General features: G+C 65.4%; 25 protein-coding genes and 1 pseudogene. 15 read left to right on the top strand and 11 right to left on the bottom strand.

Annotation, left to right across the window (positions count from 1 at the left end):
• Nucleotides 1-134 precede the first annotated feature (134 nt).
• The 3 genes from G6N31_RS09390 to G6N31_RS09380 all read left to right on the top strand — a co-directional run bounded on the left by G6N31_RS09390 (nucleotide 135) and on the right by G6N31_RS09380 (nucleotide 2,880).
• On the top strand, nucleotides 135-1,364 hold the full coding sequence (locus G6N31_RS09390; RefSeq protein ID WP_098004681.1) for a CaiB/BaiF CoA transferase family protein: 1,230 nt from the start codon (nucleotides 135-137) through the stop codon (nucleotides 1,362-1,364).
• Nucleotides 1,361-2,131 carry an SDR family NAD(P)-dependent oxidoreductase gene (locus tag G6N31_RS09385; RefSeq protein ID WP_098004682.1) on the top strand — a complete coding sequence of 257 codons (771 nt, stop codon included), beginning with the start codon at nucleotides 1,361-1,363 and terminating at the stop codon, nucleotides 2,129-2,131. The genes G6N31_RS09390 and G6N31_RS09385 overlap by 4 nt, the downstream gene beginning before the upstream one ends.
• A gap of 83 nt (nucleotides 2,132-2,214) precedes the next feature.
• On the top strand, nucleotides 2,215-2,880 hold the full coding sequence (locus tag G6N31_RS09380; protein ID WP_163722116.1) for a TetR/AcrR family transcriptional regulator: 666 nt from the start codon (nucleotides 2,215-2,217) through the stop codon (nucleotides 2,878-2,880).
• 31 nt (nucleotides 2,881-2,911) lie between these two features.
• Here G6N31_RS09380 and G6N31_RS09375 read toward each other — a convergent pair whose 3' ends face one another.
• The 8 genes from G6N31_RS09375 to G6N31_RS09340 all read right to left on the bottom strand — a co-directional run bounded on the left by G6N31_RS09375 (nucleotide 2,912) and on the right by G6N31_RS09340 (nucleotide 9,670).
• The gene (locus tag G6N31_RS09375; RefSeq protein ID WP_098004684.1) at nucleotides 2,912-4,111 is read right to left on the bottom strand and encodes a CaiB/BaiF CoA transferase family protein; all 1,200 of its coding nucleotides are present in this window, start codon (nucleotides 4,109-4,111) and stop codon (nucleotides 2,912-2,914) included.
• Nucleotides 4,112-4,133: 22 nt separating this feature from the next.
• Nucleotides 4,134-4,970: a mycofactocin-coupled SDR family oxidoreductase gene (locus G6N31_RS09370; RefSeq protein ID WP_098004685.1), complete on the bottom strand. Its 837-nt coding sequence runs from the start codon at nucleotides 4,968-4,970 to the stop codon at nucleotides 4,134-4,136.
• A 284-nt stretch (nucleotides 4,971-5,254) separates the two neighbouring features.
• On the bottom strand, nucleotides 5,255-6,103 hold the full coding sequence (locus tag G6N31_RS09365) for a thioesterase family protein (RefSeq protein ID WP_098004686.1): 849 nt from the start codon (nucleotides 6,101-6,103) through the stop codon (nucleotides 5,255-5,257).
• Nucleotides 6,104-6,110: 7 nt separating this feature from the next.
• Entirely contained in the window at nucleotides 6,111-6,848 is a 738-nt protein-coding gene (locus G6N31_RS09360; protein WP_098004687.1) for an alpha/beta fold hydrolase, read from the bottom strand.
• Nucleotides 6,849-6,861: 13 nt separating this feature from the next.
• Nucleotides 6,862-7,758 (bottom strand): TIGR03619 family F420-dependent LLM class oxidoreductase, encoded by an 897-nt coding sequence (locus G6N31_RS09355; protein WP_179964328.1) that lies wholly within the window; start codon nucleotides 7,756-7,758, stop codon nucleotides 6,862-6,864.
• A gap of 128 nt (nucleotides 7,759-7,886) precedes the next feature.
• Nucleotides 7,887-8,669: an enoyl-CoA hydratase/isomerase family protein gene (locus G6N31_RS09350; protein ID WP_098004689.1), complete on the bottom strand. Its 783-nt coding sequence runs from the start codon at nucleotides 8,667-8,669 to the stop codon at nucleotides 7,887-7,889.
• 210 nt (nucleotides 8,670-8,879) lie between these two features.
• On the bottom strand, nucleotides 8,880-9,269 hold the full coding sequence (locus tag G6N31_RS09345; protein WP_098004690.1) for a PPOX class F420-dependent oxidoreductase: 390 nt from the start codon (nucleotides 9,267-9,269) through the stop codon (nucleotides 8,880-8,882).
• Between the two features lie 29 nt (nucleotides 9,270-9,298).
• On the bottom strand, nucleotides 9,299-9,670 hold the full coding sequence (locus G6N31_RS09340; protein ID WP_098004691.1) for a DoxX family protein: 372 nt from the start codon (nucleotides 9,668-9,670) through the stop codon (nucleotides 9,299-9,301).
• Between the two features lie 68 nt (nucleotides 9,671-9,738).
• Between G6N31_RS09340 and G6N31_RS09335 the strand changes: the two genes are divergently transcribed.
• The gene (locus tag G6N31_RS09335) at nucleotides 9,739-10,392 is read left to right on the top strand and encodes a TetR/AcrR family transcriptional regulator (protein WP_234815407.1); all 654 of its coding nucleotides are present in this window, start codon (nucleotides 9,739-9,741) and stop codon (nucleotides 10,390-10,392) included.
• Between the two features lie 45 nt (nucleotides 10,393-10,437).
• Here the strand turns inward: G6N31_RS09335 and G6N31_RS09330 are convergent, their stop codons facing one another.
• Entirely contained in the window at nucleotides 10,438-10,974 is a 537-nt protein-coding gene (locus G6N31_RS09330; RefSeq protein WP_098004744.1) for a PaaI family thioesterase, read from the bottom strand.
• Between the two features lie 226 nt (nucleotides 10,975-11,200).
• Between G6N31_RS09330 and G6N31_RS09325 the strand changes: the two genes are divergently transcribed.
• Nucleotides 11,201-13,657 (top strand): CaiB/BaiF CoA-transferase family protein, encoded by a 2,457-nt coding sequence (locus G6N31_RS09325; RefSeq protein WP_098004693.1) that lies wholly within the window; start codon nucleotides 11,201-11,203, stop codon nucleotides 13,655-13,657.
• 5 nt (nucleotides 13,658-13,662) lie between these two features.
• Here G6N31_RS09325 and G6N31_RS09320 read toward each other — a convergent pair whose 3' ends face one another.
• Nucleotides 13,663-14,349 (bottom strand): TetR/AcrR family transcriptional regulator, encoded by a 687-nt coding sequence (locus tag G6N31_RS09320; RefSeq protein WP_098004694.1) that lies wholly within the window; start codon nucleotides 14,347-14,349, stop codon nucleotides 13,663-13,665.
• 148 nt (nucleotides 14,350-14,497) lie between these two features.
• Here G6N31_RS09320 and G6N31_RS09315 point away from each other — a divergent pair, with 148 nt between their 5' ends.
• The 9 genes and pseudogenes from G6N31_RS09315 to G6N31_RS09280 all read left to right on the top strand — a co-directional run bounded on the left by G6N31_RS09315 (nucleotide 14,498) and on the right by G6N31_RS09280 (nucleotide 21,619).
• Nucleotides 14,498-15,628 carry an amidohydrolase family protein gene (locus G6N31_RS09315; RefSeq protein WP_098004695.1) on the top strand — a complete coding sequence of 377 codons (1,131 nt, stop codon included), beginning with the start codon at nucleotides 14,498-14,500 and terminating at the stop codon, nucleotides 15,626-15,628.
• A 4-nt stretch (nucleotides 15,629-15,632) separates the two neighbouring features.
• Complete coding sequence (locus G6N31_RS09310; protein ID WP_098004696.1) at nucleotides 15,633-16,832, top strand: thiolase C-terminal domain-containing protein; 1,200 nt, start codon at nucleotides 15,633-15,635, stop codon at nucleotides 16,830-16,832.
• Nucleotides 16,829-17,287 (top strand): Zn-ribbon domain-containing OB-fold protein, encoded by a 459-nt coding sequence (locus G6N31_RS09305; RefSeq protein WP_098004697.1) that lies wholly within the window; start codon nucleotides 16,829-16,831, stop codon nucleotides 17,285-17,287. Before G6N31_RS09310 ends, G6N31_RS09305 begins: the two co-directional genes overlap by 4 nt.
• A 4-nt stretch (nucleotides 17,288-17,291) precedes the next feature.
• Nucleotides 17,292-17,501: a hypothetical protein gene (locus G6N31_RS09300; RefSeq protein ID WP_098004698.1), complete on the top strand. Its 210-nt coding sequence runs from the start codon at nucleotides 17,292-17,294 to the stop codon at nucleotides 17,499-17,501.
• Between the two features lie 19 nt (nucleotides 17,502-17,520).
• Nucleotides 17,521-18,335 (top strand): annotated as a pseudogene (locus tag G6N31_RS09295) (mycofactocin-coupled SDR family oxidoreductase).
• Nucleotides 18,336-18,347: 12 nt separating this feature from the next.
• Complete coding sequence (locus tag G6N31_RS27385) at nucleotides 18,348-18,785, top strand: aldehyde dehydrogenase family protein (RefSeq protein WP_234815409.1); 438 nt, start codon at nucleotides 18,348-18,350, stop codon at nucleotides 18,783-18,785.
• A gap of 4 nt (nucleotides 18,786-18,789) precedes the next feature.
• Nucleotides 18,790-19,344, top strand: coding sequence for an aldehyde dehydrogenase family protein (locus G6N31_RS27765; RefSeq protein WP_234815410.1), 555 nt, complete (start codon nucleotides 18,790-18,792; stop codon nucleotides 19,342-19,344).
• A 165-nt stretch (nucleotides 19,345-19,509) separates the two neighbouring features.
• A complete protein-coding gene (locus G6N31_RS09285) occupies nucleotides 19,510-20,667 on the top strand; it encodes a cytochrome P450 (RefSeq protein WP_098004745.1) in 1,158 nt (385 codons plus the stop codon).
• Between the two features lie 133 nt (nucleotides 20,668-20,800).
• On the top strand, nucleotides 20,801-21,619 hold the full coding sequence (locus G6N31_RS09280) for an NAD(P)-dependent oxidoreductase (RefSeq protein ID WP_098004700.1): 819 nt from the start codon (nucleotides 20,801-20,803) through the stop codon (nucleotides 21,617-21,619).
• A 171-nt stretch (nucleotides 21,620-21,790) separates the two neighbouring features.
• Here the strand turns inward: G6N31_RS09280 and G6N31_RS09275 are convergent, their stop codons facing one another.
• Entirely contained in the window at nucleotides 21,791-22,723 is a 933-nt protein-coding gene (locus G6N31_RS09275; RefSeq protein WP_179964284.1) for an NAD(P)H-dependent flavin oxidoreductase, read from the bottom strand.
• Between the two features lie 224 nt (nucleotides 22,724-22,947).
• Between G6N31_RS09275 and G6N31_RS09270 the strand changes: the two genes are divergently transcribed.
• Nucleotides 22,948-24,030: a Gfo/Idh/MocA family protein gene (locus G6N31_RS09270; protein WP_098004701.1), complete on the top strand. Its 1,083-nt coding sequence runs from the start codon at nucleotides 22,948-22,950 to the stop codon at nucleotides 24,028-24,030.
• Nucleotides 24,031-24,090 lie beyond the last annotated feature (60 nt).

The raw sequence follows: 24,090 nt of genomic DNA, 5'->3' as shown, positions 1-24,090 counted from the left end.
CTCGACGGCACGCGAAAGCCTGCCCCGATACTGTCACCCCAATGAATCTCACAAGTGAATCAATAATGATCAAGAGGCGCATTGCGATGTGCTTCGGCATGCTCAGCCCTGGCCCCGAGGATGGATGTGGGTAAATGCAGAAACCGATGACCGGTGTGCGCGTCCTCGAAGTAGCGCAATTCACGTTCGTGCCTTCGGCGGGCGCGGTGCTCGCCGACTGGGGTGCCGACGTCATCAAGATCGAGAATCCCGTGACCGGCGATGCGCAACGGGGGTTGGTGACCGTTGCGGGACGTTCGGCGAAGACGCCGGGCGTCGCGTTCGCGCCCCTGATGGAGGCGCCGAACCGTGGCAAACGCAGCGTGGGCCTGTCGCTCGCCCTCAACCAGTCGCGCCCGGTGTTCGAGGAACTCGTCCGCCGTAGCGATGTCTTCCTGACCAACTATCTCCCGCAGGCGCGGGACAAACTCCGGATCGACCTCGACGAAATCCGCCGAATCAACCCATCGATCGTCTACGTCGCGGGCAGCGGTTTCGGCAGCGAGGGCCCGGACCGGGACACCGGCGCGCACGATGTGACGGCGTTCTGGGCGCGTTCGGGCAGTGCCGACGGGGTGTCGCCGACCGACTGCGAAGCGCCGACCGGCATGCCTGCCGGAGGGTATGGCGACAATATGGGCGGCATCACCATCGCGGGCGCGGTAGCCGCGGCGTTGTACGGCAGGCAGGCTACCGGCCAGACCTCGGTGATCGACGTATCCCTGCTGGCGGTGGGGGCATGGGCCAACCAGTTCAACCTCAACCTGGCGATGTTGTACGACTGCCCGCTACCCAAAATGGACCACCGCGGTCAGGTACTCGGCAACCCGCTCGTCGGTGCCTATCGGTGCTCGGACGGACGGTTCATCCAGTTGTCGATGCTGCAACCGACCCGATACTGGTCGCCGGTATGCCGGCTGTTCGGCATGGAGGACGCGGCCGACGACGAGAGGTTCGCCTCGCTGGAGTCACTGGCGGCGCACGCCGAGGAGGCCACCCTGCTGATCGTGCACGCGATCGGTTCGCGGACGTTCGAGGAGTGCAAGCGGCTCCTCAACCTGTCCGGCGGCCAGTGGGCTCCGGTGCAGGACGCCTGGGAGGCCGCCAACGATGAATCGCTGATCGCCAACGGCCGCATCGCCGATGTCGTCGATGCGCAGGGCAACAAGCAGCGGTTGGTGGCCAATCCGGTGAAATTTGACGAGGCCGCCGCTCACCTCACCCGGGCGCCGATGTTCGCCGAACACACCGATGAGGTGTTGCGGGAATTGGGAATTGGCGATCATGACCTGATCGAGCTGAAGATCGAAGGAGCCATCACCTGAGCGCCGAAAGCCGTTTCGCGGGCAAGACCGTATGTATCACGGGTGCAGCGCAGGGATTCGGCGAAACGTTCGCGCACCGGTTCATCGACGAAGGTGCCGACGGTGTGGTCATCGCCGACATCAATGCGGATGGTGCCCGGCGGGTCGCCGCCGAGATCAACGACCGTGGCACCGGTGAAGCTTTCGCAGTGACGTGCGATGTCGGTGACGAGACTTCCGTTCAGCAGGCCGCGCAGTTGGTCGACGAGCGGTTCGGTGGCATCGACATCCTGGTCAACAACGCCGGTAAACATCTGATGGAATACAACGTCCCGCTGACCGTCTTGCCGCGAACCAAATGGCGAAGTCTGTTCGACGTCAACGTGATCGGGATCGTGAATTGTGCCGAGTTCTTCGGGCCGCTGCTCCGGGCGCGCGGTGGGGGAGTCATCGTCAACATCTCGTCGATCGCCGGCTACCGGGGTAGCACCCCCTACGCGATCTCCAAACTCGCCGTGCGCGGGCTCACTGTCGGCCTGGCTGAGGAGCTGGCTGCCGACGGTATCCGCGTCTGCAGTCTGACGCCTGGCCTGATGGCATCACCACAGGCGCTCCAAGAGCTGCCCGCCGGGCTCATCGACGAGTTCATCAATTCCAACCAGCTCATCAAACGGCAGGGCGAGATGAACGATCTCGTCGGTGCGTTGTTCTTCTTCTGTTCCGACGAAGCCAAGTTCATCACCGGGGACACGTTGATGGTGTCGGGCGGTTACCCGCTTCAGATCTGACCCACCTGGGGGGCATCGCCACCGATGACGCCCTACGACTGAGGTTCGATTTTCCAGCGATGGTTGCCGTTACCATGCTGGCCATGGCATCGACCAAGCGAGAGGCCGGCCGGCATGCGCCGCGGACCGGGCCCCGGGTCCGCCGTGGCACCGCGTCGGCACTGTTACTCGACGCGGCCCAGGAACTGTTCGCCGAACGGGGGCCGTTTGCGACGACAACGCGACAGATCGCCGATCGCGCAGAGGTGTCCGAGGACCTGATCTTTCGGTACTTCGGCTCAAAAAACGCCTTGCTTCAGGAGGCGGTCGTTCGCCCGATCGTCGAACTGCTGCAGTCGGTCACGCCACGGTGGGAGGCCGCCCAGGGCACCTGGGCCGACAATGATCACGAGCGGTTCGTAAACTTCGTCGGTCAACTCTTCGACCTGGTCTATGAGAACCGGACCGTGGCGATGACCATGATGCAGGTGCTCATCAGCGGTCCCGCGGGCATCGATGATCTCGCGGTGCGCGAACTGGCCGGTCAGATGTACGAGCCACTTGCCCCGATGTTCGCGGACTATCTGGGACGCAATGGTTTTCGCGACAATGATCCGGCTATCTTGCTGCGTTTGATCATGATTCTGATCGGTACTAGCGCGGCCTTCCTGCCCGGCGCCTACCCGGACGGCGTAGCGGTGCCCGACCGCGACCGCATCGTCGACGAGCTTGCGACATTCATTCACTACGGCCTTCGCAGACCTGGCTGAGCCCCGGGCAACCCCCACCATGGGTGAGGCGTCATCCGCCGATCACGTGCTCGTTACACAGACGCTCGATGTCGGATGCGGCGTAGCCGATCTCGTTCAGGATCTGTCGAGAATGTTCGCCGAGGGCCGGACCCGCGCTGCGGATCGCAGGCCACGCGTCGTCGAACTGAACGGGTGCGGCCGCCAGTCGGAGATCGGGATTGGCTGGGTGCGGCATCAGATAGCCGTTGTCGTTCACGGCGTCATCGGCGAGAACGTCGGTGGGCGTGGAGTAGAACGAGAAGATGCAGTCATGAGTCCGCAGCCGGGCAGCGATACTGTCGCGGTCCAGTGTGCTCATGACCGTCTCCAGGCGATCGGCCAGGCGCGGCCACACCGCCCTCCTCGAGTCCGCGTCGGCACCGTGCTCGGCGAATTCATGCAACCCCAGGGCGGCGCACAGCGGGTCCCAGTAGCGGCCCTCGTCGATCATCATCAACGCGATCCAGTACCCGTCGGCAGTCCGGTACTGCCGCATCAGCGGTGTCATCACGTCCGGGGAAGGCACCGGAAGTTTTTCGTCGGTCAACGAGCTGTAGGCAAGGTCGGGCGCCAACGTCCACGTCGCGCTCGCCAGAAGCGAGCCGTCGACGACGGTGCCCTTGCCCGTGCGTAACACGTGCACCAGGCCGGCGCACACCCCGCCGGCGAGGAACATCCCGCTGGGGATGTCGCCGAGTGCGGGCCGTTGCTGTGCGGGGGCGGTGGCATCCGGCGCGGTCAGGACATCCGCGACCCCTCCCCGCGCCCAGTAGGACACCCCGTCGTATCCGCCGACCTCGGCGTCATTCCCGCGCTGGCCCTGACCGTGGCCCTTGGCGTAGACGAGCCTGGGATTGATCGCCATCAGGTCGGCCACATCCGTGCGCAGTTTGCGGCGTACCCGGGGAAGCTGATTGGTGATGTAGACCTCGGCCCACCGGACCAGCCGTTCGAATACCTCACGGCCGTCGGCGCTTTCAACGTCCAGACAGATGCCGCGCTTGTTTCTGTTGCAGATCTCGAAGAGGTAGTCGTAACCGTCGCGGGTGGGCACGATGCCGCGGCTGATGATGCTGCGCATGGCATCGCCGCCGGGTCGCTCGATCTTGATGACGTCGGCCCCGAAGTCGCCGAGCGCTGCCGCGGCCGATGGCACGTAGCCGTGCTCGGAGAAGTCGAGCACTTTGATGCCGTCCAGCGGTTTGGTCACAGGTGTTCTCCTCGTTGGGTGGTCATTTCACGACAAGACCGGCGTCGACCGTGTGGGTGATCCCGGTGATGTAGCGGCCCGAGGTGCCGCACAGGTAGACCATGGCTTCGGTGATGTCGGTGGGTTCGATGACTGGAGCATTGGGCAGGAGATTCTGCATCGTCTCGCCGAATTCGGGATGCTCCACCGCGTACTGCATGAACTGCTCGTTGACCACCATCGGGGTGGCGACGCCGGTGGGGTGCACGGTATTGACGCGGATGTTCTTCTCGGCCAGTGCATTCGCATAGTACCTCATCAGTCCGACGACACCGTGCTTGGCGGCGGCATACCCGGCCGTACCGTGACTCATGGTGCTGAGCCGGACGCCGCCGGCCTTCAGGCCGGCCGACGAGCTGGTGATGACGATGGCGCCACCCTCGGCGTTGTCCAACAGCGCGGGCAGCGCCGCTTCGACCGTGAAGTGCACGCCGTTGAGCATGACGTTGACCGCGTCGAGATAGGCAGAAATCTCGTTTGACGGCTCGCCGAGGGTCGGCATGATGCCCGCGTTGGCCAAAACGAAGTCCAGTCGGCCGAATTCGGCCACCCCGTTGGCGACGACGGCCTTCAGCCGATCGTAGTCCCTGACATCGGCCTGTTCCGCGACGATGCGGCGACCGGTCTTCTCGACGAGGTGGACGGTCTCTTCCAGGTCCGCGGGGGTGGCCATCGGATAAATGACGCTGTCGATCTGCTCGCAGAGATCGACAGCGATGATGTCGGCGCCCTCTTCGGCGAATCGCACCGCGTGCGAACGGCCTTGGCCGCGTGCCGCACCGGTGATGAAGGCGACTTTGCCATCAAGTCCATTGCCCATGTTGATACCTCGCTTTCAGTGTCGGAACTGCCCGACCCGCCGGGTTCGGTTACCCGAATGAGATGCCGGCGCCAGGCATCGCGTAGCGATTGACGAAGGCCCTACCGATATAACGCCGCGGATTGTGGTTCGCGGCGTGGAAACCGAGTTAATCTCGATGCCGGGCAGGCCGAAGCCAACCGCCATCCGGCCTCCCGGTCCTCATTGGTGCGGTGTGACGCAAGTTACAGATCCGCAGATTGCTTGTCAAGTGGTCACTTGACTACCTCCGTCCAGCCGACCACTCAGTTCGACACCATCGACGGCGGGACGGTGAAACCGGGGTTCGTCAGCGCCGTTGCCATGCCGCTGCCGATGGGTCCCGTCTCGTCGAACAGTGTTGCCACGCCGGTGGCGACGCCGGCATGGCGGTAATGCGTCACCGACGCCAATCCGATGTAGACACCCTGGGGCAACCTGCTGAGCGTGACGGTGTAGTCCGCGTTGATGAACTGCAGACCTTCAGTGCCCCAATGGGTTAGCGAACTTGTCACGTCGCCGGCCATGACCGCGCGGGTGAAGGGCGACAGTGGCTCGTCGTCGACGAGCAGCTTCGTCTCCCGCACCCAGGCGAATTTCTGCCCGTCGTGCCGCCATTCGGTGACCCCGACCCCGCGACTGCCTGCGACCGGATCGCGACCGAACGAATGGAGCAACATAGGCAGGTCGTCATCGACCACATCGGGTTCCGGCGGGATCGCGGGCATCGTGATGGGCGTCGTCCACACCGCGTTCTCGGCGTGTTCGCCACGACGGAGGAACAGTGCGCTGGACCTTGCCACGATGACGTCGTTCTGGGTCATGACCGTGTCGACCAGTCGAAGCCGGCGGCCGTCCCGCACCACCGACGAACGCACCTGCACGGGTTGCAGCGCCACCGGTCTGAGCAGGTCGACCGTCAGTCGAGCGGGTTGCAGGTCGACATCGTCGACTGCTTGCTCGGCCGTCCGCCCGAGTAATCCGCCGACGTAGTTACCGCTGAGCGAGGGCCCCCATGGTCCTCTCGCCAAAGCGGTTGGCACATAGCCTTTGCCGTCGGTGACGAAGAAGCAACTCGGCACGGATCTGGACGGCTTTGCTGATGAGTCTGTCATCTCACCCTCATTCTCGCAGTCGGCATCGCTCGACCAGGATCTGTGCCAAGAGTTCCGGGTGGCTGAACATCACGTCGTGGCACGCGTCGATGGGGATCACGTCCTCGACCCCGCCGAGTGCGGCCATGCTGGCCCGCTGGGACTTCTGCGACAGAGCTCGGTCGCGGGTGGTCAGGATCCAGGTGCGCGGCACGTCGTCCGGTAGCCCGCTGCGGTCCACGGGTTCGGCACCGATCCGCGCGGATTCGGTATACAACTTCGACAGAGTCAGTCGGCGCTGTTGTCGTGTCATGCCGTTGCAGAAGGCGTATTGAGCCGCCAGTCCGGGCACCTTGAACGACCTGCCACCCCTGGCCGCGTATCGCGCGAAGACTGCCAGCGGGCCGCCCAAGGTGTCCACGATCGCCTGTCCCTGGGGCGGTACGAACGCCGCGGCAAAGACCATCTCCCGCACCCGCGCCGAGCCGAGCTTGGCGACGACGCCGGGCACCGTCACCCCGGCCATCGAGTGGCCGGCGATCACGATGTCGCCCAGGCCCTCGGCTTCGATGTCGGCGACGACGGAGTCCACCCACTCGCCGATCGTCGCGGTGCCGAGATTTCCCGGTGTACGTCCGCGGCCCGGCAGATCCACCGCCAGGGTGCGCAATTGCGGTGCCTGACGGCGCAGTTCGGCGACGGTCAGATCCCAGCAATCGCCGGCGTGCTCGCCGCCGTGGACCAGGACAAGATCGGGCAGGGCCATGGTTCGCTGCCGTTCAGCGGTGGATCAGTTGAGAGGCCAGCAGCTCGATATCGGTGCGGAAGTCGGAGAAACTCCGGCTGGCCGGCTCGACGGTGATCCAGGTGACGCCCGCCCCGGCGTAATCGTCCAGCTTGGGCTGCACAGCGGCGGTGAACGCGGTGCAGTCGCCGCTGGCGAGCAGGTCCGCCTCGAACGGGACGAAGGACACGTCGGCGGGGCCGCGGTCGAGTTCGGCCCGCCGCTTGTTGACCGTCGCGATCCAGTTCCCCAACGTGTCGATGTCTTCCAGCGGACGGGCCCGGGTGATGGCCGCCATCTCACCCGACGCCGCCATCGGCATCCAGCCGTCGGCCGTCTCGACGACACGGCGTTGTGCGGCCGCTCCGTTGCCACCGATCCAGATCGGCGGCCCGCCGGCAGTCAGCGGTGGCGGCAGCGCGAGGTGACCGCTGACCCCGAACTCCGGGCCGTCGTGATCAACGCCGGCCCACGCCGCCCGCCATGCGGCGATGGCTTCGTCGAGCAAGGCGCCGCGGCGGCCGAAATCGGCTCCCAGCGCCTCGAATTCCGATTTCAGATAGCCGGCTCCGGTGCCCAGCGTGAAACGGCCTCCGGACAATAGGTCCAGGCTCGCCGCTCCCTTGGCCGTGAGATACGGGCTGCGGTATCCCGATACCAGGATGTAGGTCATCACCCGGATACGGGTGGTCGCGGCCGCCGCGAAGCTCAACGACACGAACGGATCGAACGCGTGGTGGCCGCCATGGGCCAGCCAATCCCGATCGGGATAGGGGTGCTCGGACATGGAGAACGCGTCGAAGCCGGCTTCCTCTACCAGCTTCGCGATATCGCCGATGGTGGCGCCCTCGCACCACCGATTCCAATGCTTGACCGCCCGCATCGGGAACATCAGGTTGTAGTGCACGTGACTCCCATTCGCCGAGAACTCGCTAACTATATAACTATCTCTAAGGTGAGCTGGCAATGACCTCGCGCCGGGCCGCGTGACGCCCAGCAGGGCTACCGGTCGTCGGCTTCTCAGCGAGTCCGCGGCTTCTTCTTGTTGTTGAGTGAGTCGGGCTCGGCGCCGGCGTTGCCGAGGTCGGTGTAGAACTTGCCTTGCCGCGCAGCGAGCGTCGGCGGTAGATCACGCGCCTCCCACATGGCCCGGACCGTTCCCTGAATCCCTTCGGGCCGGCGCGCGGCGATCTCGGCTGCCAACTCGGCGGCGCGGTCCCGCAGTTGATCGTCGGGGACGATCTCGGTGACCAGGCCGATACGCAACGCGGTCTGGGCCGTCATCCGTTCCTCGCTGCCCAGCAGCGCCCAGCGCATCACCTCGCCGTAGGGCACGCCGAGCGGCAGCATGCCCATCGGCTCAAGTGCCGAGACGATGCCCGCGTTGGCGTGCGGGTCGAAGAACGTGGTGGTCTCGGCACAGATCGCGAAATCGCATTCGTTGACGAAGTACATCGCGCCGCCTGCTACGACGCCGTGCAACGCGGCGATCACCGGCTTCCACACCTTGTGTGCCTTCGGACCCAGCAGGACGCCCGGATCCTCCTGGTTGAAGATGGACTTGTGGTCCCACCAGATTCCCTGGGCCACGTCGATGCCGGTACAGAAGGCCCGCTCGCCGTTGGCTTGTAGCACCGCAACGTGGATGTCGTCGTCGTCGCGGACCCGGGCCCAGACCGCGGCGAGGTCGGCGGCCATCTGCTCGGTGAAGCTGTTCATCTTCTCGGGCCGATCGAGCGCCACGGTGGCGACGTGGTCGCTCACCTGGAACTCGATGGTGGCCAGGTTGGTCGTGTCGGTCACGATTGCTCCTATGTCGATCCGGTCGATACCGGCATCATCGCACCCCCACCAATGACATGGTTCACCTGGTTAGCGACCTGTTACTTCAAGGGCCTTCCGGCAGTCCCGGTTGCGGTGTGCGACGTCCCGCTCGACCTCGGCGGTGTGACTGCGCGAAACGAGAGCTGAATGCTCTGCACCGCAAAGATTTCCGGTGCGACCGGCCGGTCATCAACCCTGCGTGACGACTCTGGTCGGGGTGAGGACGAGGACAACGCGATTGTCGCGAGGAGCGGGGAAGTTGTCCGGGTCCTGGCCGTAGTGGCGGACGATTCTCTCGAACAATCCCAGGGCGGGATCCTCTTCGATGGAGGCGTCCGCGCGCACCTCGAGGGTGCGGAACGGGTTGGTCGGGTCGATGATGAACAGCGTCGCCTTGGGGTGTGCCACCACGTTCTTGTACTTCTGCCGGGTGGTCATCAGCGATGTCTTCACCTTGTCGCCGTCGGCGAGGTACCAGAGCGCTGTGACCTGGGGTGTGCCATCGGCGCCGATGGTGCTCAGCGATGCGATGCCAGGCGCTTCGATCAGGTCGCGGTGGGAGGCGGGAATGTTGGCCATGGATTCTTCCTAACCGAGTGGGCGTGAACTCAAAGCGCGTAGGGCCCGAACCGGCCCCACGCGATGACAGCTGCGATCACGAAAAGCACTGCATTGAAGGCGATTCCGGACGGTTCCTTACGGCGCGCATGGACGCCCGACGCGAGCACCATCACCACGGCCAGTGCAGCCGCGGCTATCGGAGTCAGGATCGGGGCGATGCCTGTCACCGCGGGCAGAATCAGGCCCAGCGCGCCCAGCAGTTCGGCAATCCCGATGAACCGGACCGTACCGGTGGAGAAGTCCTCAACCCATGGCAGCTTCTGCGCGAGCTTGCCCTTCGGCTGCGTCGACTTCAACACACCGGCCATCAGAAACGCCGCGGCCAGCACGATCTGCAGGACCCACAAAACAGTATTCATGGATGCGCCCTTCGTCGCCGACCATCGTAGCGTAACTGGAGGTATACCTCCGGTTATATGATTCCTGGGTGAGCGAATCACCACTGCGAGCCGACGCCGAACGCAATCGGGTCCGCATCCTCGCCACGGCACGCCGGGTATTTGCCGAGCGTGGACTGGAAGCATCCCTTGAGGACATCGCCGGTCAGGCTGGCGTGGGGGTGGGAACGCTGTACCGACGGTTCCCCAGTCGGGCGGACCTGATCGGCGCAGCGTTCCAGGAGAAGATGGCCGCGTACGCCGACGCCGTCGATGTTGCGCTCGCCGATGACGATCCGTGGCACGGTTTCTGCGGGTATGTTGAAGCCGTCTGTGGTCTGCAGGCCGCCGATCACGGCTTTGCCGACTTGCTCACGTTGACGGCGCCCGGTGCGGGCAGCCTGAAATCCGAGCGGGACCGTGCGCACGCGGGCTTCGTCGAGTTGATCGACCGCGCCAAGGTTGTGGGTGGGCTACGTGCCGATTTCGTTCCCGAGGATTTGGTGATGCTGCTTATGGCCAATGCCGGGGTTCTGTCAGCGACCCGCGAAGCGGCACCTGATACTTGGAAACGGTTCGTGGCGTACATGATCCAGGCATTCTCGGCTGACCGGTCCCGTCCGCTGCCCGCGGCACCGACCGCTCGCCGCATGTACAGTGCCATGCTCAGAGTGTCTCCGCCCAGGGGGAGACACCAGTCCTGATCCGTCGTGTTGAACCGGCCGCGGAAGCGACTTAGTTGGCGCCGGTCAGGGCTGGTCCGGACGCAGCACGATGAAAAGCCCTTCGGCTTCGGCGCAGAGGGTTTCGCCGTCTGTCAACTCCGCCCGCAGTACCCGCTTGCGGCCCTCTTCGCTGACGAACCAGCCGCGTACCGTGAGTTCTTTGCCGACCGGCGTGATGGCCCGAAAGTCGGTGTGCAGATACGCAGTTCGTGACGGAGCACGATCGCCTGAGTTGCACAGCCTGCCCAGCACCTCGTCGAACAGCAGTGGTATCGCGCCGCCGTGCACCGCTCCGCCGCCGCCGAGGAAGTAGCGGCCGAACCGGACCGTGCCGTGCACGCTGTCCCGGTCACCGGCGATAGGAACGAAATTCGGCGACATGGTCTGGCCTCGCCCGGGCAGGTCCAGACGACGGGCGAAAATCTGGCGGCGTTCTGGAACCGCAGCCGGGGCCAACCGGTCGGACCACCCACGCAGGTCCCGGGCGAGCTCTATTGTCGTCGCAGTGTCGGGAGCCGCGCCGGCAACGCCGTCGAGGAAATCGCGCAGCGCATCGATCATGTCGCCGTACTCGGCACCGCCGCCCGGACTGCGCAGCGCGGGTACCTGCCAACTTCGGATCTGCGGGAATCCGCCACGAACCGCGGGATCTTCGGTCATGATCGGCACCATACAGGCATATATCTAACGCTAATGCATTGACATTAATCTTGGCCGCTGCCATGCTGGCGTGGCGCGCGTCACAACGCTGCGTGAAGACTTCTGGGCCCAGATGTAGGGAGCGAATATGGCGGCAGACGACCCGGCGATCGACGGTCCACTGACCGGCCTGGTGGTGGTTGATCTCTCGACCACCCTGCCCGGTGCGCAGGCCACGCAGTTCCTCGCCGACTGCGGTGCCGAGGTCATCATGGTCGAGCCGCCCGACGGGAGCCCGCTGCGCGACCTGCCCGGTTGGCCTGCGCTGTTGCGCGGCAAGCGCAGCGTGACACTCGATCTGCATCTCGACGCCGATCTGGACCGATTGCGCGCGCTGCTGCGTCGGGCCGATGTCATGGTCAACACGCTGCGCCCCGCCTCGGCCGAACGGCTGGGCCTGAGCCCGGAGCTGCTGTCCGAGCGCTATCCACAACTGGTGGTCGCCAACATCACCGGATGGGGTTCGACCGGTCCATGGCGCAACTACAAGGGCTGGGAAGCCCTGGTCATGGCGAAAACCGGCGTCATGCACGAGAAGCGCGGACTGACCCTGCGCCCCGGGCCCGCCTACATCTCGACGCCCTACGCCTCCTGGGGCGCCGCCCACGCCGCGGTACAGGGCGTTCTCGCCGCACTGATCGAACGTGACTCCAGCGGGCTCGGCCAGATCGTGGAGTCGAACCTGGTCACCGGGATGGGGTCGATGGACCCTTACAACTGGTTCTACGAGTTGGTGCTGGAACGCTATCCGGGGGCGTTCGAGCCGATGGACGCCGTCTACGACGACCAGGGACGTCCGCAGGCCTACCTGATCTATGCACTGCTGGTCGCGCCCACCAAGGACGGCCGGTGGCTGCAGTTCGCGCAGGTGTCGCCGCGGCTGATCCACGCCTGGTTGGAGGAACTCGACCTACTCGGCGAGCTGGCCGACCCGAAATGGCACGGGTTCCCGATGCTGCCCACTCCGGAACTCCGAATGGAGTGGTGGGACATGATGCTGGAGCGGGTGGGTGCCCGCACGCTCGCCGAGTGGGAACAGGCCATGGCCGTCAACCACGACCTGAGCGGCGAGCTGTTCCGCACCCCCGACGAAGCGCTGGACCATCCCCAGATCGTCCACGACGGCCGGGCAGTCACGGTTGACGATCCCGATCTAGGGCCGGTGCGCCAGCCCACCACGCTGATCCATTCCGACCGCAAGCCGCTGACCACCATCCGGCCGGCGCCGCGACTGGGTGAACACAACACCTCGGTGAACTTCGATGAGTCCCGGCCCGAGATCGCACCTCGGACCGACCCCCCGGTGGCGGCCCCGCTGACCGGAGTGACGGTGCTCGAGTTCGGCAGCATGTACGCCGGTCCCTATGGTGCAACCCTGCTGACGGACTTGGGTGCGCGGGTGATCAAGGTCGAGCCGCTGGCCGGCGACAACATCCGCAATCTGGTCGCGTTCCCGGAGGCGGGCGGGGCGAAGGTGTTGCAGGGCAAGGAAAGTGTCGCCATCGACTTCACCAAGCCCGAGGGGCTGGAACTGGTCTACGAGTTGGCGAAGCGTTCGGATCTGGTGCTGCTGTGCTTCCGCGGGGATGCCGCCGAACGCGCCGGCATCGACGAGGCGAAGCTGAAGGCGGCCAATCCGGACCTGGTCGTGCTGAGCATGTCCGGCTACGGCGCCGACGGCCCGTACGCCCACCGCTCCGCCTATGCGCCGTCGGTCGGCGCGGCTTCCGGGCTCTCCGTGATCGACAGCCGCGGCGCCGCGACCCGGCCGGCCGATCTCGACGAAGCGCACCGCCGGGCGATCACCCTGCACGCCGGTAGCGCCGTGCCGGCCGTGCAATCCGACGGCATCGCCGCCCTCGGCGTGGCCTCGGCACTGCTGGTCGGCCTGTACGCCAAGCGTCGCGGGATCACACTTCCGCACATGACCACCACGATGCTCGGTACCGCACTGCAGTCCGTGATCAACCACAACACCGGATACGCCGGGCGTCCGTCGATCGAATCCACCGACGACCAGTTCTTCGGTCTCAATGCGCTCTACCGGATGTACCGGGCCGCCGATGGCTGGGTATTCCTCGCGGCACCGCTGGCTCGCGAATGGCCCGCCCTTGCGAAGGCGATGGCTCCCTATGTCGATCTGCACGCCGACGAACGCTTTGCCGGCTCGGCATCACAGGCCGAACATGACCAAGCCCTGATCGATGCACTGACCCCGGTGTTCGCCACCAAGCCGGCGTCAGAATGGGAGCGCGAGCTGTCCTCGCAGGACGTCGGTTGCGTCGAGGTGACGGAACGCAACTCGGAGTTCGTGCTGCAGACCGATCCGTTCTTCGAGGCCGGCTATGCAGTCGAGGCGCACAGTCCCATTTTCGCGGAGCACCGCCGGCTAGCCCCGTTGTGCCGGTTCTCCAGGTCACAGACGAAGGCCGACGCGGGCTGCACGATCGGTCAGCACACCGACGCGGTGCTGCGCGAGGTCGGCGTCGACGACGACCGGATCGCTGCCCTGCGGACGGCCGAGGTGATCGGCGGCGGCAGCTGAGCCGATCAGTCGCCGTCCTGCCCGGCGAGCAGCCCGCGGGTCTCGTAGGACACCGGGGCGGTCAGCATGCCGACCCAGGCGTCGACGTAGTTGTGCAACTGCGCCTCGCTCATTCCGTGCCCCGAGCGGGCAGCCGCGGCGAGCACGTTGATCAGGCTGGTGTACAGCTGGAACGTGCGGCCTCGCCGCACCCGCTCGGGGAGGTCCTGCAGTGCGGCGTCGACGAGTTCTTCGAGTCTGTCCTGAGTCCATTCGTCCTGAAGGTGTTCGGGCCAATAATCGCTGCGCGCCCGCGGATCCTCGCTGAGCCGGGCCAGGAACGGCACGAACATCTCGCCCGCCGCGATGCTGTTGGCCAGCGGGCGGACCAGCAGCCACACCACCGCGCGCGGATCGGCTTCCTTGCCCTCCTCACGCATGGTTTCCAACATCCGCTGGCGGTCTGTTCCGAGCGTGCGCTGGCGGTGGGCGATCAAGGCGCGGATGAGGCCGTCGCGAGAGCCGAAGTGGTACCGGATCACCGAGGTGTTGGACTGGCCGGCCGCCTCCTGGATCTCCCGCATCGTCACGGCCTCGATGCCGCGGGTGGCGAACAGCCGCTCGGCGACCTCCATCAGCATCACCCGGGTGGACTCGCCCGAGGCATTTCGGCGCCGTGCGGTGGCGGGCATGTCGGTACCCAGTTCGGTCATCGGGCCTCCTCCCATGGTTCACAGTTTCGCCTGTCGAGACCGTCGAAGAAGATAGTAATATCTAAGCATTAGAAATACTGGACTTCAGGCTTGTTCGCTGGCATCATCAGCGGAAAGCGGCCCGCATACCTTCGAAGGAGCAACCAGCATGATCTGGACGAATTCGGGTGACTCCCACTTTCTGGAACCCGAGGATCTGTGGCAGAACAGGCTGCCGAAGAAGCTGGCCGACCTGACGCCACGCGCCGAGAAGGATCCTGACGGCGAGTACGAGACGGTTTCGGTGGACGGGCAGATCTTCCGCCGCAAGCTGCCTTCCTCGGCGATGGTGCAGTTCATCGAGGAAAGCATGAAGCCACAGGGTATCCGTGACGCCAAGGCCCGGTTGGGCGACCTGGACAAGGAAGGCGTCTGGGGTGAGGTGATCTTCCCGTCGCTGGGCATGTGGGGATCGACCTTCCGGACCCCGGAGCTGTTGAAGGCCTGCATGCGGGCCAGCAATGAATGGGCGCTGGAAGAGATCGTCGCGGTCTCGCCCCGATACGTCGTGACGGCTCAGGTGTCCACGCTGGTGGTCGAGGACGCGATCGAGGAGCTGCACTGGGCGGCGGATAAGAATTTCAAGGCGGTCTTCCTGCCCACCACGCCGCACCCGAGCGCGCCCGACTGGCACCGCAAGGAATGGGAGCCGTTCTGGGCGGCCGCCGAGGAAGCCGGCATGGTGATCGCCTTCCACATCGGCACCGACCCGGTCGACATGACGGTCGGCGGTGCCTCCGGGGGCGCAGGCCAGGTGTATCGGGGACCGGGCGGGGCGATCATGAACTACGCCGAGACGACGTTCTCCGGGCAGCGCGCGGCGATGAAGATGGTGGCCTCCGGCGCCCTGGACCGCCACCCGAACCTCAAGGTGCTGATCTCCGAGGGTGGCGCGACGTGGGTGCCGTTCCTGGGCGACCGCCTGCTCGAAGGCTACCGGCAGCACCATATGGCGGTGCGCCCCAAGCTTTCTCGCAATCCCAAGGAAATCCTGTACAGCCAGGTGTACGCGTCCTTCCAGCACGACGAGACGGCGGTGGCCGCCTTCGACCACATGGGCTACAAGAACGTGATGTTCGGCAGCGACTACCCGCACATGGAAGGCACCTTCGGTCACACCCAGGACACGCTCAAGGGACTGTTCGACGGCGTGAGTGACGAGACCCGGCTGCGGATCACCCAGGGCACCTTCTACGAGTTGTTCCCCGACGTCCCGCCGATCCCGGCCGAATTGGTCTGAGTCCGTGGGAAACAACTCGGGTCTACGCGATGTCGCGATCGTCGGTATCGGGGCCACGCCGTACTACAAACGCGGCGGTTCCCTGCCGAAGACCACCACCGAACTCGCCTGCGAGGCCATCCTGGCGGCCTGCGAGGACGCCGGCCTGCCGGTGACCGACATCGACGGCTTCGCCTACTACTCCGGCGCCAGCGCGGGATACACCGAGAAGATGGACACCGCCGACTTCATGGAAACCCTTGGGATTCCCGAAGTCACGTTCACCGCGGCGCTGACGTCCGGCGGCGGAGGCTCGGCGGGCGCGATCGGGTTGGCGCGGGCGGCCATCGTTGCCGGAGACGCGTCGGTGGTGGTGACGGTGATGGCGCTGCAGCAGTCCCAACAGCGGCTGGGATCGGTGTTCGCGGCGTTGGAGCCCGACCCGATCAACTCGTTCCTGCAACCGTCGGGTCTGTTCGGTCCGGGCCAACTGATGTCGGTGCTGGCGCGCAGGCACATGCACCTCTATGGAACCCGGCGCGAGGCATTCGCCGAAATCGCACTGTCGACCCGGGCCAACGCGGCCAATCGGCCCAAGGCCATGCACCCCGAGCCGCTGACGCTGAAAGACTATTTCAACGCCCGAATGATCGCGGAACCGTTGTGCCTCTACGACTTCTGCCAGGAGACCGACGGTGCGGTGGCTGTGATCACCACGAGCGCGGAGCGGGCGAAGGACTTGCGGCAGCCCGCCGTTCCGGTGGTGGCCGCCGCGCACGGCGGGGTCAAAGACTGGGGCAGGGCGTTCGCCTGGATGGGGATGCCCGACGAGTACTTCGCGTCCTCGGGTAACAAGCCGATCGCCGACCGGCTCTACCGGCAGGCCGGCATCGGCGCCGCCGACATCGACGTGGCGCTGCTCTACGACCACTTCACGCCGATGGTGTTGATGCAATTGGAGGACTACGGGTTCTGCGCCAAAGGCGAGGGCGGCGCGTTCGTCGAAAGCGGCGCCATCCGTCACGACGGCGGCAGTATTCCGGTCAACACGCACGGCGGCCAGCTGTCCGAGGCCTACATCATCGGCATGACCCACATCATGGAGGGGGTCGAGCAGATGCGCGGCACCGCGATCAACCAGGTCGCCGACGCCGAACTGGCGCTCGTCACCGGCGGACCCGCCAGCATCCCGGTCAGCGGCCTGATCCTGGGGAGGGCGTCATGAACGCACCTGCTGCAACACTGGCCGGGACCATTCCCGGTGAGCACATTCGGATCGCGGTGAACGCGAGCACCGAACCGTTCTGGACGGCGGCCAAGGAGAGACGCCTAGTGGCTCCGCAATGCGGGGACTGCGGCACCTTCCGGCTACCGCCCACGCCGTTCTGCCCCAACTGCCAGTCGAAGGCTGTCAACTGGATCGAACTCTCCGGTGCCGCAACGGTGTACAGCTTTGCGGTGGTGCACGGGTTTCCCGGTCTGCCCGATCTGACCCTGGTGCCGGCAGTGCTCGACCTACCCGATGCACCCGGCGCCCGGCTGGTGTCCAACGTGGTCGACGTGGCACCCGAGGAGGTGAAGATCGGGACGCGCCTGCACGTCGACTTCACCCCGATCACCGACGGCTGGCTGCTGCCGATCTTCCGAGTCGCGTCAGCCGAGCAAGCAAGGAGCGAGTGAATCCATGTCCGATGACAGCGCCCTGCACGAAAAGCCGCTGGAATTCCTGACCAGCATCGCCAACACCGGCGGAGACTGCGACGGCCAGGCCATTCTGCCGGTCAACGGTCACTACCGGTGCACCTGCTCCTGCGGCAATTGGGACATCGACATCGACGATCCGCAAGAAGGACTGCGGCAGGCTCGAATTCACACCGGCAGCGCAACCCATTAACTACGAGGAGTCAGCACCAATGGGAAATCTCGAGGGCAAGGTCGCCTTCATCACCGGCGCTGCCCGCGGTCAGGGTCGTGCACACGCGGTCAGACTGGCCGCCGACGGCGCGAACATCATCGCGCTGGACATCTGCCACGACATCGACTCGATCGACTATCCCCAAGCCACCCCCGATGATCTTCAAGAGACGGTGAAACTGGTCGAGGATCAGGGCCGGCGCATCATCGCCCGACAGGCCGACGTACGTGACGCCGACGCGGTGGAACAGGCTGTCACCGAAGGGGTGGGGGAGTTCGGTTGCCTCGACATCGTGATCGCCAATGCCGGTGTGGTCCGGTTGAGCGCTGATGACAACGCGCGACAGACCTTCCGCGACATCATCGACGTGAACCTGATCGGTGCCTGGAACACGGTCCAGGCGGCCACTCCCGCGCTGATCGACGGTGGCCGTGGCGGATCCATCGTCGTGACCAGCTCGAGTGCCGGTCTGAAGGGCACCGGCACCGACCGGGCAGGCGGTCAGGCCTACACCGCGTCGAAGCGCGGACTGGTCGGCCTGATGCAGGTGTGGGCAAATGAGTTGGCACAGTATTCGATTCGCGTCAATACCGTTCACCCCACCGGTGTCGCGACCGGCATGGTGATGAATGAGACCATGGCAAAACTGTTCGAAGCGGGGGATACCGCGGTGAGCGCCATGGAGAACGCGTTACCCGTCCAGATCCTGATGCCCGAGGACATCGCGAACGCGGTGGCTTTCCTGGTCTCCGATGAAGCGAAGTTCATCACCGGATCGCGTGGCCGCTCGATGCCGGCTTCGCGGTGCGATAGGGAGCAGATCTGATGAGCGGTGCGACACTCGGAATCGAACGTCCGGCAGTCCAGTTGCGTATCGGTGCGCAACGTCTCTCCACCGGCTCCGACGGTATCTACCAGCACATTGACCCCACCACCGGCCGTCCCGATGCCGATGTCCCACTCGCCGCGCCCGCCGAGGTCGACCAGGCGGTGCAGGTGGCCCACTCGGCCTATCTGGACTGGCGGCGGACCAAGCCTGGCGACCGCCGTCGGATGCTGATGCGGTTGGCGGACCTGGTCGAAAGCTACGCGGACGAGTTCGGTCGGCTCGCCGCGATGGACAACGGAACTCCCGTCGGTACGACATCCGCGATGAGTTCCACTGCCGGGGAATGGATCCGCTACTACGCGGGCTGGGCCGGCAAGATCAGCAGCGAGGTCGCTGCTGTTTGCGGATCTGGCCGCCGAGGCCGGAATCCTTGATGGTGTGATCAACGTGGTTCCGGCTGGCGCGGAGGCTGGTGCGGCACTTGTCGAGCGTTCGATGGTGAAGAAGATCAGCTTCACCGGCGGCCCCGACACGGCACGCAAGATCCTGCGGTCCTGTGCGGATCTCATCAAGCCCGCGGTCATGGAGCTCGGCGGCAAGTCCGGCAATATCGTGTTCGCCGCCGCCGATCCCGACAATGCCAGCGGTGTCGGGACCAATCCCTTTGAGGCCGATACCATCTCCGGACCAGTGGTCAACCGGCAGGCCCTGGAGTGCCTCACCGAGATGATCGAGCGTGCCAAGGACAGCGGTGCGCGGCTGATCACCGGCGGGGAGCGCATCGGAGGGAGTTGGTCGGCGGGTTCTACCTGCACCTCACGGTCTTCGCTGATGTCGACCGGGCTTCGGAGTTGGCGCAGAACCAGGTCTTCGGACCCGTCCACTCGATCAACCCGTTCGACAACGATGAGCACGCCATCGAGATTGCCAACAGCACGTCCTACGGACAGGGTATTGCGCGATCGTTCTGACATAGTTAACCTAGTGCGATGAGCTGTGGCGCCGCCGCAATCTCGGTTTCGATCAATTATGGCAGTAGACTGTCGTACCATGGCGTGACGTAGCCAGTATCGAGTTTGCGCTAGGTCGCGGCCGGTTCGGAAGGATCCCATGAGCCAAAACCAGTCCAGCACAGGGTGTCCCGTCTTGAACATCGAGATGAATATCCCGGACTCTCCCGCCTTGACGCACTTCCGCCGGCTGGACGAATGCCAGGACAATGTGCGCCCGGTCTTCCGCAACACCGAGGCCGGCGCGGACTACTGGGTGTTCACCGAGAATGCGGTGATCCTCGAAGGGCTGCAGCACCCCGAGCTGTGGTCGAGCAGCGTCGTCGTGCCGACGGAACCGGACCCGCCGTACAAGTGGATTCCGATCATGCTCGACCCGCCGGAGCACGCCAAGTGGCGCCACGTGTTGGCGGAATACTTCTCACCGGGCCGGGTGAAGGGACTGCGCGAGGCGCAGCAGAAGCTGGCGGCGGATCTCGTCGAGCAACTCGTCGGCGACGGCGGGTGCGATTTCGTGGAACGGATCTCGCGGGTGTTCCCGTCGACGGTGTTTCTGACCATCATGGGGATGCCTGTCGAGGACCTCGAGAAGTTCATGGCGTGGGAGGACATGATCCTGCATCAGCGCGGCGTGGGCGAGGAAGTCAACGCCGCGCGGCTCGAGGGCATGACGCACGTGATGGGCTACTTCTCCGAGCTGATTGCACAGCGTCGCGCAAACCGCGACCCGGACGCCGATGACATCGTCAGCAAGGCTATTGGCTGGACGATCGAAGGCGAACCGATCAACGACCTGGAGCTGCTCAACTGCCTGCTGCTGTTGTTCATGGCCGGACTCGACACGGTGTCCAACCAGTTGTCCTACGCGATGCTGCACCTGGCCACCCATCAGTCCGACCGTGCCAGGATCGTCGCCGAACCCGAGCTCATCCCGAAGGCGGTCGAGGAGACACTTCGGGCCTACCCGATCGTCCAGACCGCCCGAAAAGCGACTCAGGATATGGACTTCCACGGCTGCCCGGTCAAGGCGGGCGATATGGCGTCGTTCTCGTTGGCGTTCGCCGGCCGCGACGAGTCGGCCTATCCCAACGCCCGCGAGGTAGACCTCGACCGTGGCGTCACCCGTCACCTGTCGTTCGGCGGTGGTCCACACCGTTGCCTCGGATCGCACCTGGCCCGGCAGGAAATGGCGGTGGTCCTCGAGGAGTGGCACAAGCGCATTCCGGACTATGAGCTGGCTGGAGAGGCCATCGAGCATGGCGGCCAGGTGTTCGGGGTCGATTCGCTGAACCTCAGATGGCATTGAGGTGACCGTCCCGCGGACACGGGACCGGATGTGGCGTGACGTCGGGATTCCCTCTGAGACTGTCGAACTTCGGCGCGATCGGTCTTGCGGTCCAGCTGTACAGGTTTAGGAGAGCCAGGTTTAGGAGAGCGTAGTGAGCAGTACAGTCGGATTCATCGGGGCAGGCCAGCTCGGAGAGCCCATGGTTCTCAGATTGCTCGGTGCCGGCCACTATGTGCTGGTGTACAGCCGACGGGCCGAGGTGCGGGACCGTCTCACTGCCAGTGGCGCAACCTCGGTCGGATCGATAGCCGAATTGGCCTCGCAGAGCGACATTCTGCTCTCGTGCCTGTTCTCCGACGCACAATTGCGCGAAACCGGCTTGGGCCCCGACGGTTTCATCGCCAACGCCAAGGCCGGGTCGGTATTTGTCTCTCACACCACCGGAACCGTGGCCACCCTCGAAGCATTGCGGGACAGCTCGTCGTCGGCGCCGCTGATCCTGGACGCCCCGGTCAGCGGCACCGCGGAGAACATCGCCGCGGGCACTCTGACCGTGCTGGTCGGTGGTCAGGCCGACGCTGTCGAGAGGGTGACACCCATCCTGGCCGCCTACGCCGATCCGGTGGTGCCGACCGGCGAACTGGGCAGCGCGCTGGCCATCAAGCTGATCAACAATCTGCTGTTTGCCGCCAACGCTCAGCTCGTCGCTTCGGCAACACAACTGGGCGACAAGTTGAATGTCGATCCGGACGCGTTGTTGTCCACGCTTGAGGTCTGCAGCGGCCGCAGCGGTGCCGCCTCGCACGTCCACCGCATTGGGGGGATCGACCGATTCACCGAGATGGCTGGGCCTTTCCTGCGTAAGGATGTCGCGGCCTGCCACGAGGCCGCTGCTGAGGTGGGCGTCGATCTGGGTTTGCTGGGCAAGGTCATGCAGGCGGGTCCGCTGGCATTGGACAACAGCGGTTAGTCGGTGCTCGGACGGACGCCGTAACTTTGTGACGCCGGGGCGCTAGCAAAGACGGTGGCATCACATCGGCGACGGGGCACCGCCGGCGCGCGGAACGAGATCTAGGGGGCACGCCGGGCCCGCGAGTGGCACCCGACATTGGACCAACTCGCTCGTCCCAGCCGGACTGCCTCAGCCCAGGAACTGCCGCTCCAGTTCTGCGACCAGGTCAGCGACCGACGGTACGGCCGCGATCCCGGCGGTGCTGTGCCCCCCGCTGAAGATCATCCGCCACGGCTTGATGTGGCGGGGAATGGTGGGGCGGCGCGCGAAATCCAGGGGCGGGAGATTGTCGGGGTCCAACCCGTGCTCCAGTAGGGAGGCCCGAAGGAAGCTGCCCGAGATGCCGCAGATGGCGTCTGTCCAGACGACGTCGGCAAGATCCGCCTCGACGAGCATGCGCTTGTGGTCGTCGTGCACGCCGGATTCCTCGGTGGCAATGAAAAGCGTCCCCATGCAGGCCATGTCGGCGCCGAGTGCCAACGCGGCCCGGATGCCGCCGCCCGTGCATACCCCGCCGGCCAACTGGATGAGCCCGTCGAAGAAGCCGCGCACACGGGGCACGAAGGCCATGGGTGAGAGGTCACCGCCCAGCCCTCCGGCGCCGGCGCACACCAGCATCAGCCCATCGACACCGGCCGCGACCGCCCGCTCGGCCTGAGCGACCGACACCGCGTCGTGGATCACCATGCCGCCCCAATCATGCACGCGGGCAGCGACTTCTGAGGGGTCACCGACATTGGTCGTCACGATCTGGACGTCATGGAGCCGACAGAGCTCGAGCTCTCGAGCCAGCAGTTCAGCGGGCTTCGCGCGCGACACGTTGATGTTGACCGCGAACGGAGCCGCCGCCGAACCGGTGATGTCAGCGTGATCCGCCAGCGAGGCATCGATCCGCTCCAGCCACTGATCCAGGCTGGAGTCCTTCCAGGCATTGTGGGTGGGAAAGCAACCGACCACTCCGGCCCGGCAACATGCCGCAACCAGCTCGGGTGTGGAGGCGATCGACATCGGGGCGGCCATCAAGGGGAGGCGCAACCGGTCCAGGAGTTCGGCTTTGCCCACCGGAGCAGCTTAGCCACCGCGCCATGGACCGGTGCTGCGGGCGCCCGCCACATCGGAGTTCATGTGACAGCGAGTTCATTTGGATCCCAGCGCTTCTGGCAGTTGGGCGGCGGTGCGACTGGACGGGACCTTTTCGTTTGGTTGTCTATCGATCTAACATCGCAGTCACACTGTGTAGAACGGCATCAGGCTGTCACACTGCGCGGAACGACGTGAGGAGAGATATGACACTGAGGGTCGGCATCATCGGCGTGGGCTGGGGTGCGCATGTGCAGGTACCGGGCTTCCGGGCGGCGAAGGGCTTCGAACCCGTCGCGCTCTGCGCGCGCACGCCCGACCGACTGGAACGCGTAGCTGCCAAATTGGGTATCGAGGAGACGTCCACCGACTGGCAGTCGTTCGTCACCCGCGACGACCTCGACGTCATCTCGGTCGCGACACCAACCGTCCTGCATCGTGATATGACGGTGGCCGCACTGGCGGCCGGCAAGCCGGTGCTGTGCGAGAAGCCACTCGCGGGCGACCTCGAGGCCGGACGCGAGATGGTCCGCGCCGCCGCCGAAGCCAACCTGCCCACCGCCTGCTGTTTTGAGAACCGGTGGAATCCCGACTGGTTGGCCGTCGCCGACAAGGTGCGGTCGGGCTTCCTGGGCAACCAATACCTGGCCAGGGTCAGTCGCAGCGCGTCCTACTGGCATCCCAGTCACCCGCTGCAGGCAGCCTGGATGTACGACCGAGACCAGGGCGGGGGCTACCTCGCCGGGATGCTGGTCCACGACCTGGACTTCCTGTGCAACCTGCTCGGCCGACCGCTGTCGGTGTGCGCCGAGGTGCGCACCACTGAGCCGGTGCGCGAACTGCCCGACGGCGCGACATTGCAGGTCACCGCCGACGACACCGCGGCGCTGTTGATGCGGATGGAATCCGGGGTGACCGTGGTGCTGAGCATCTCGGTGATGGGCGCACACGCAGATCACTACCGGCTGGAGCTGTTCGGCTCCAACGGCACCATCATCGGGGACGGCGACCTGCGGTCCATCGAATACTCGGCGGGCGCGACCTCGGATACCGGTCTGAGCCCGTTGGCGATCATGGAACGCGAGCCGGACCATCCGGAGAAGCTGCCCACCGGTCTGGCCGGGCATGCCAGCCGCGCTATGGCACTCATGTTGGAGGACTGGCTGCCGGCATTCGACGGTGCACCCAGCTCGGCGCCGACTTTCGAGGACGGATTGCTCTCGCTCGCGGTGATCGATGCCGCGCACCGCTCTGCTGAGGGCGGCGGCTGGGAGGCCGTGCAGGTCTAGCACGCCTCGATCGGGCGTTGACACTGTGGCAGTGAACTGCCATCTTTGGTGGAAGGTCGC

Source organism: Mycolicibacterium duvalii (genome assembly GCF_010726645.1).
Classification (GTDB): Bacteria; Actinomycetota; Actinomycetes; order Mycobacteriales; family Mycobacteriaceae; genus Mycobacterium; species Mycobacterium duvalii.
The sequence above is the reverse complement of the archived record's forward strand: the minus strand, read 5'-3'. Positions and strand labels throughout refer to the sequence as shown.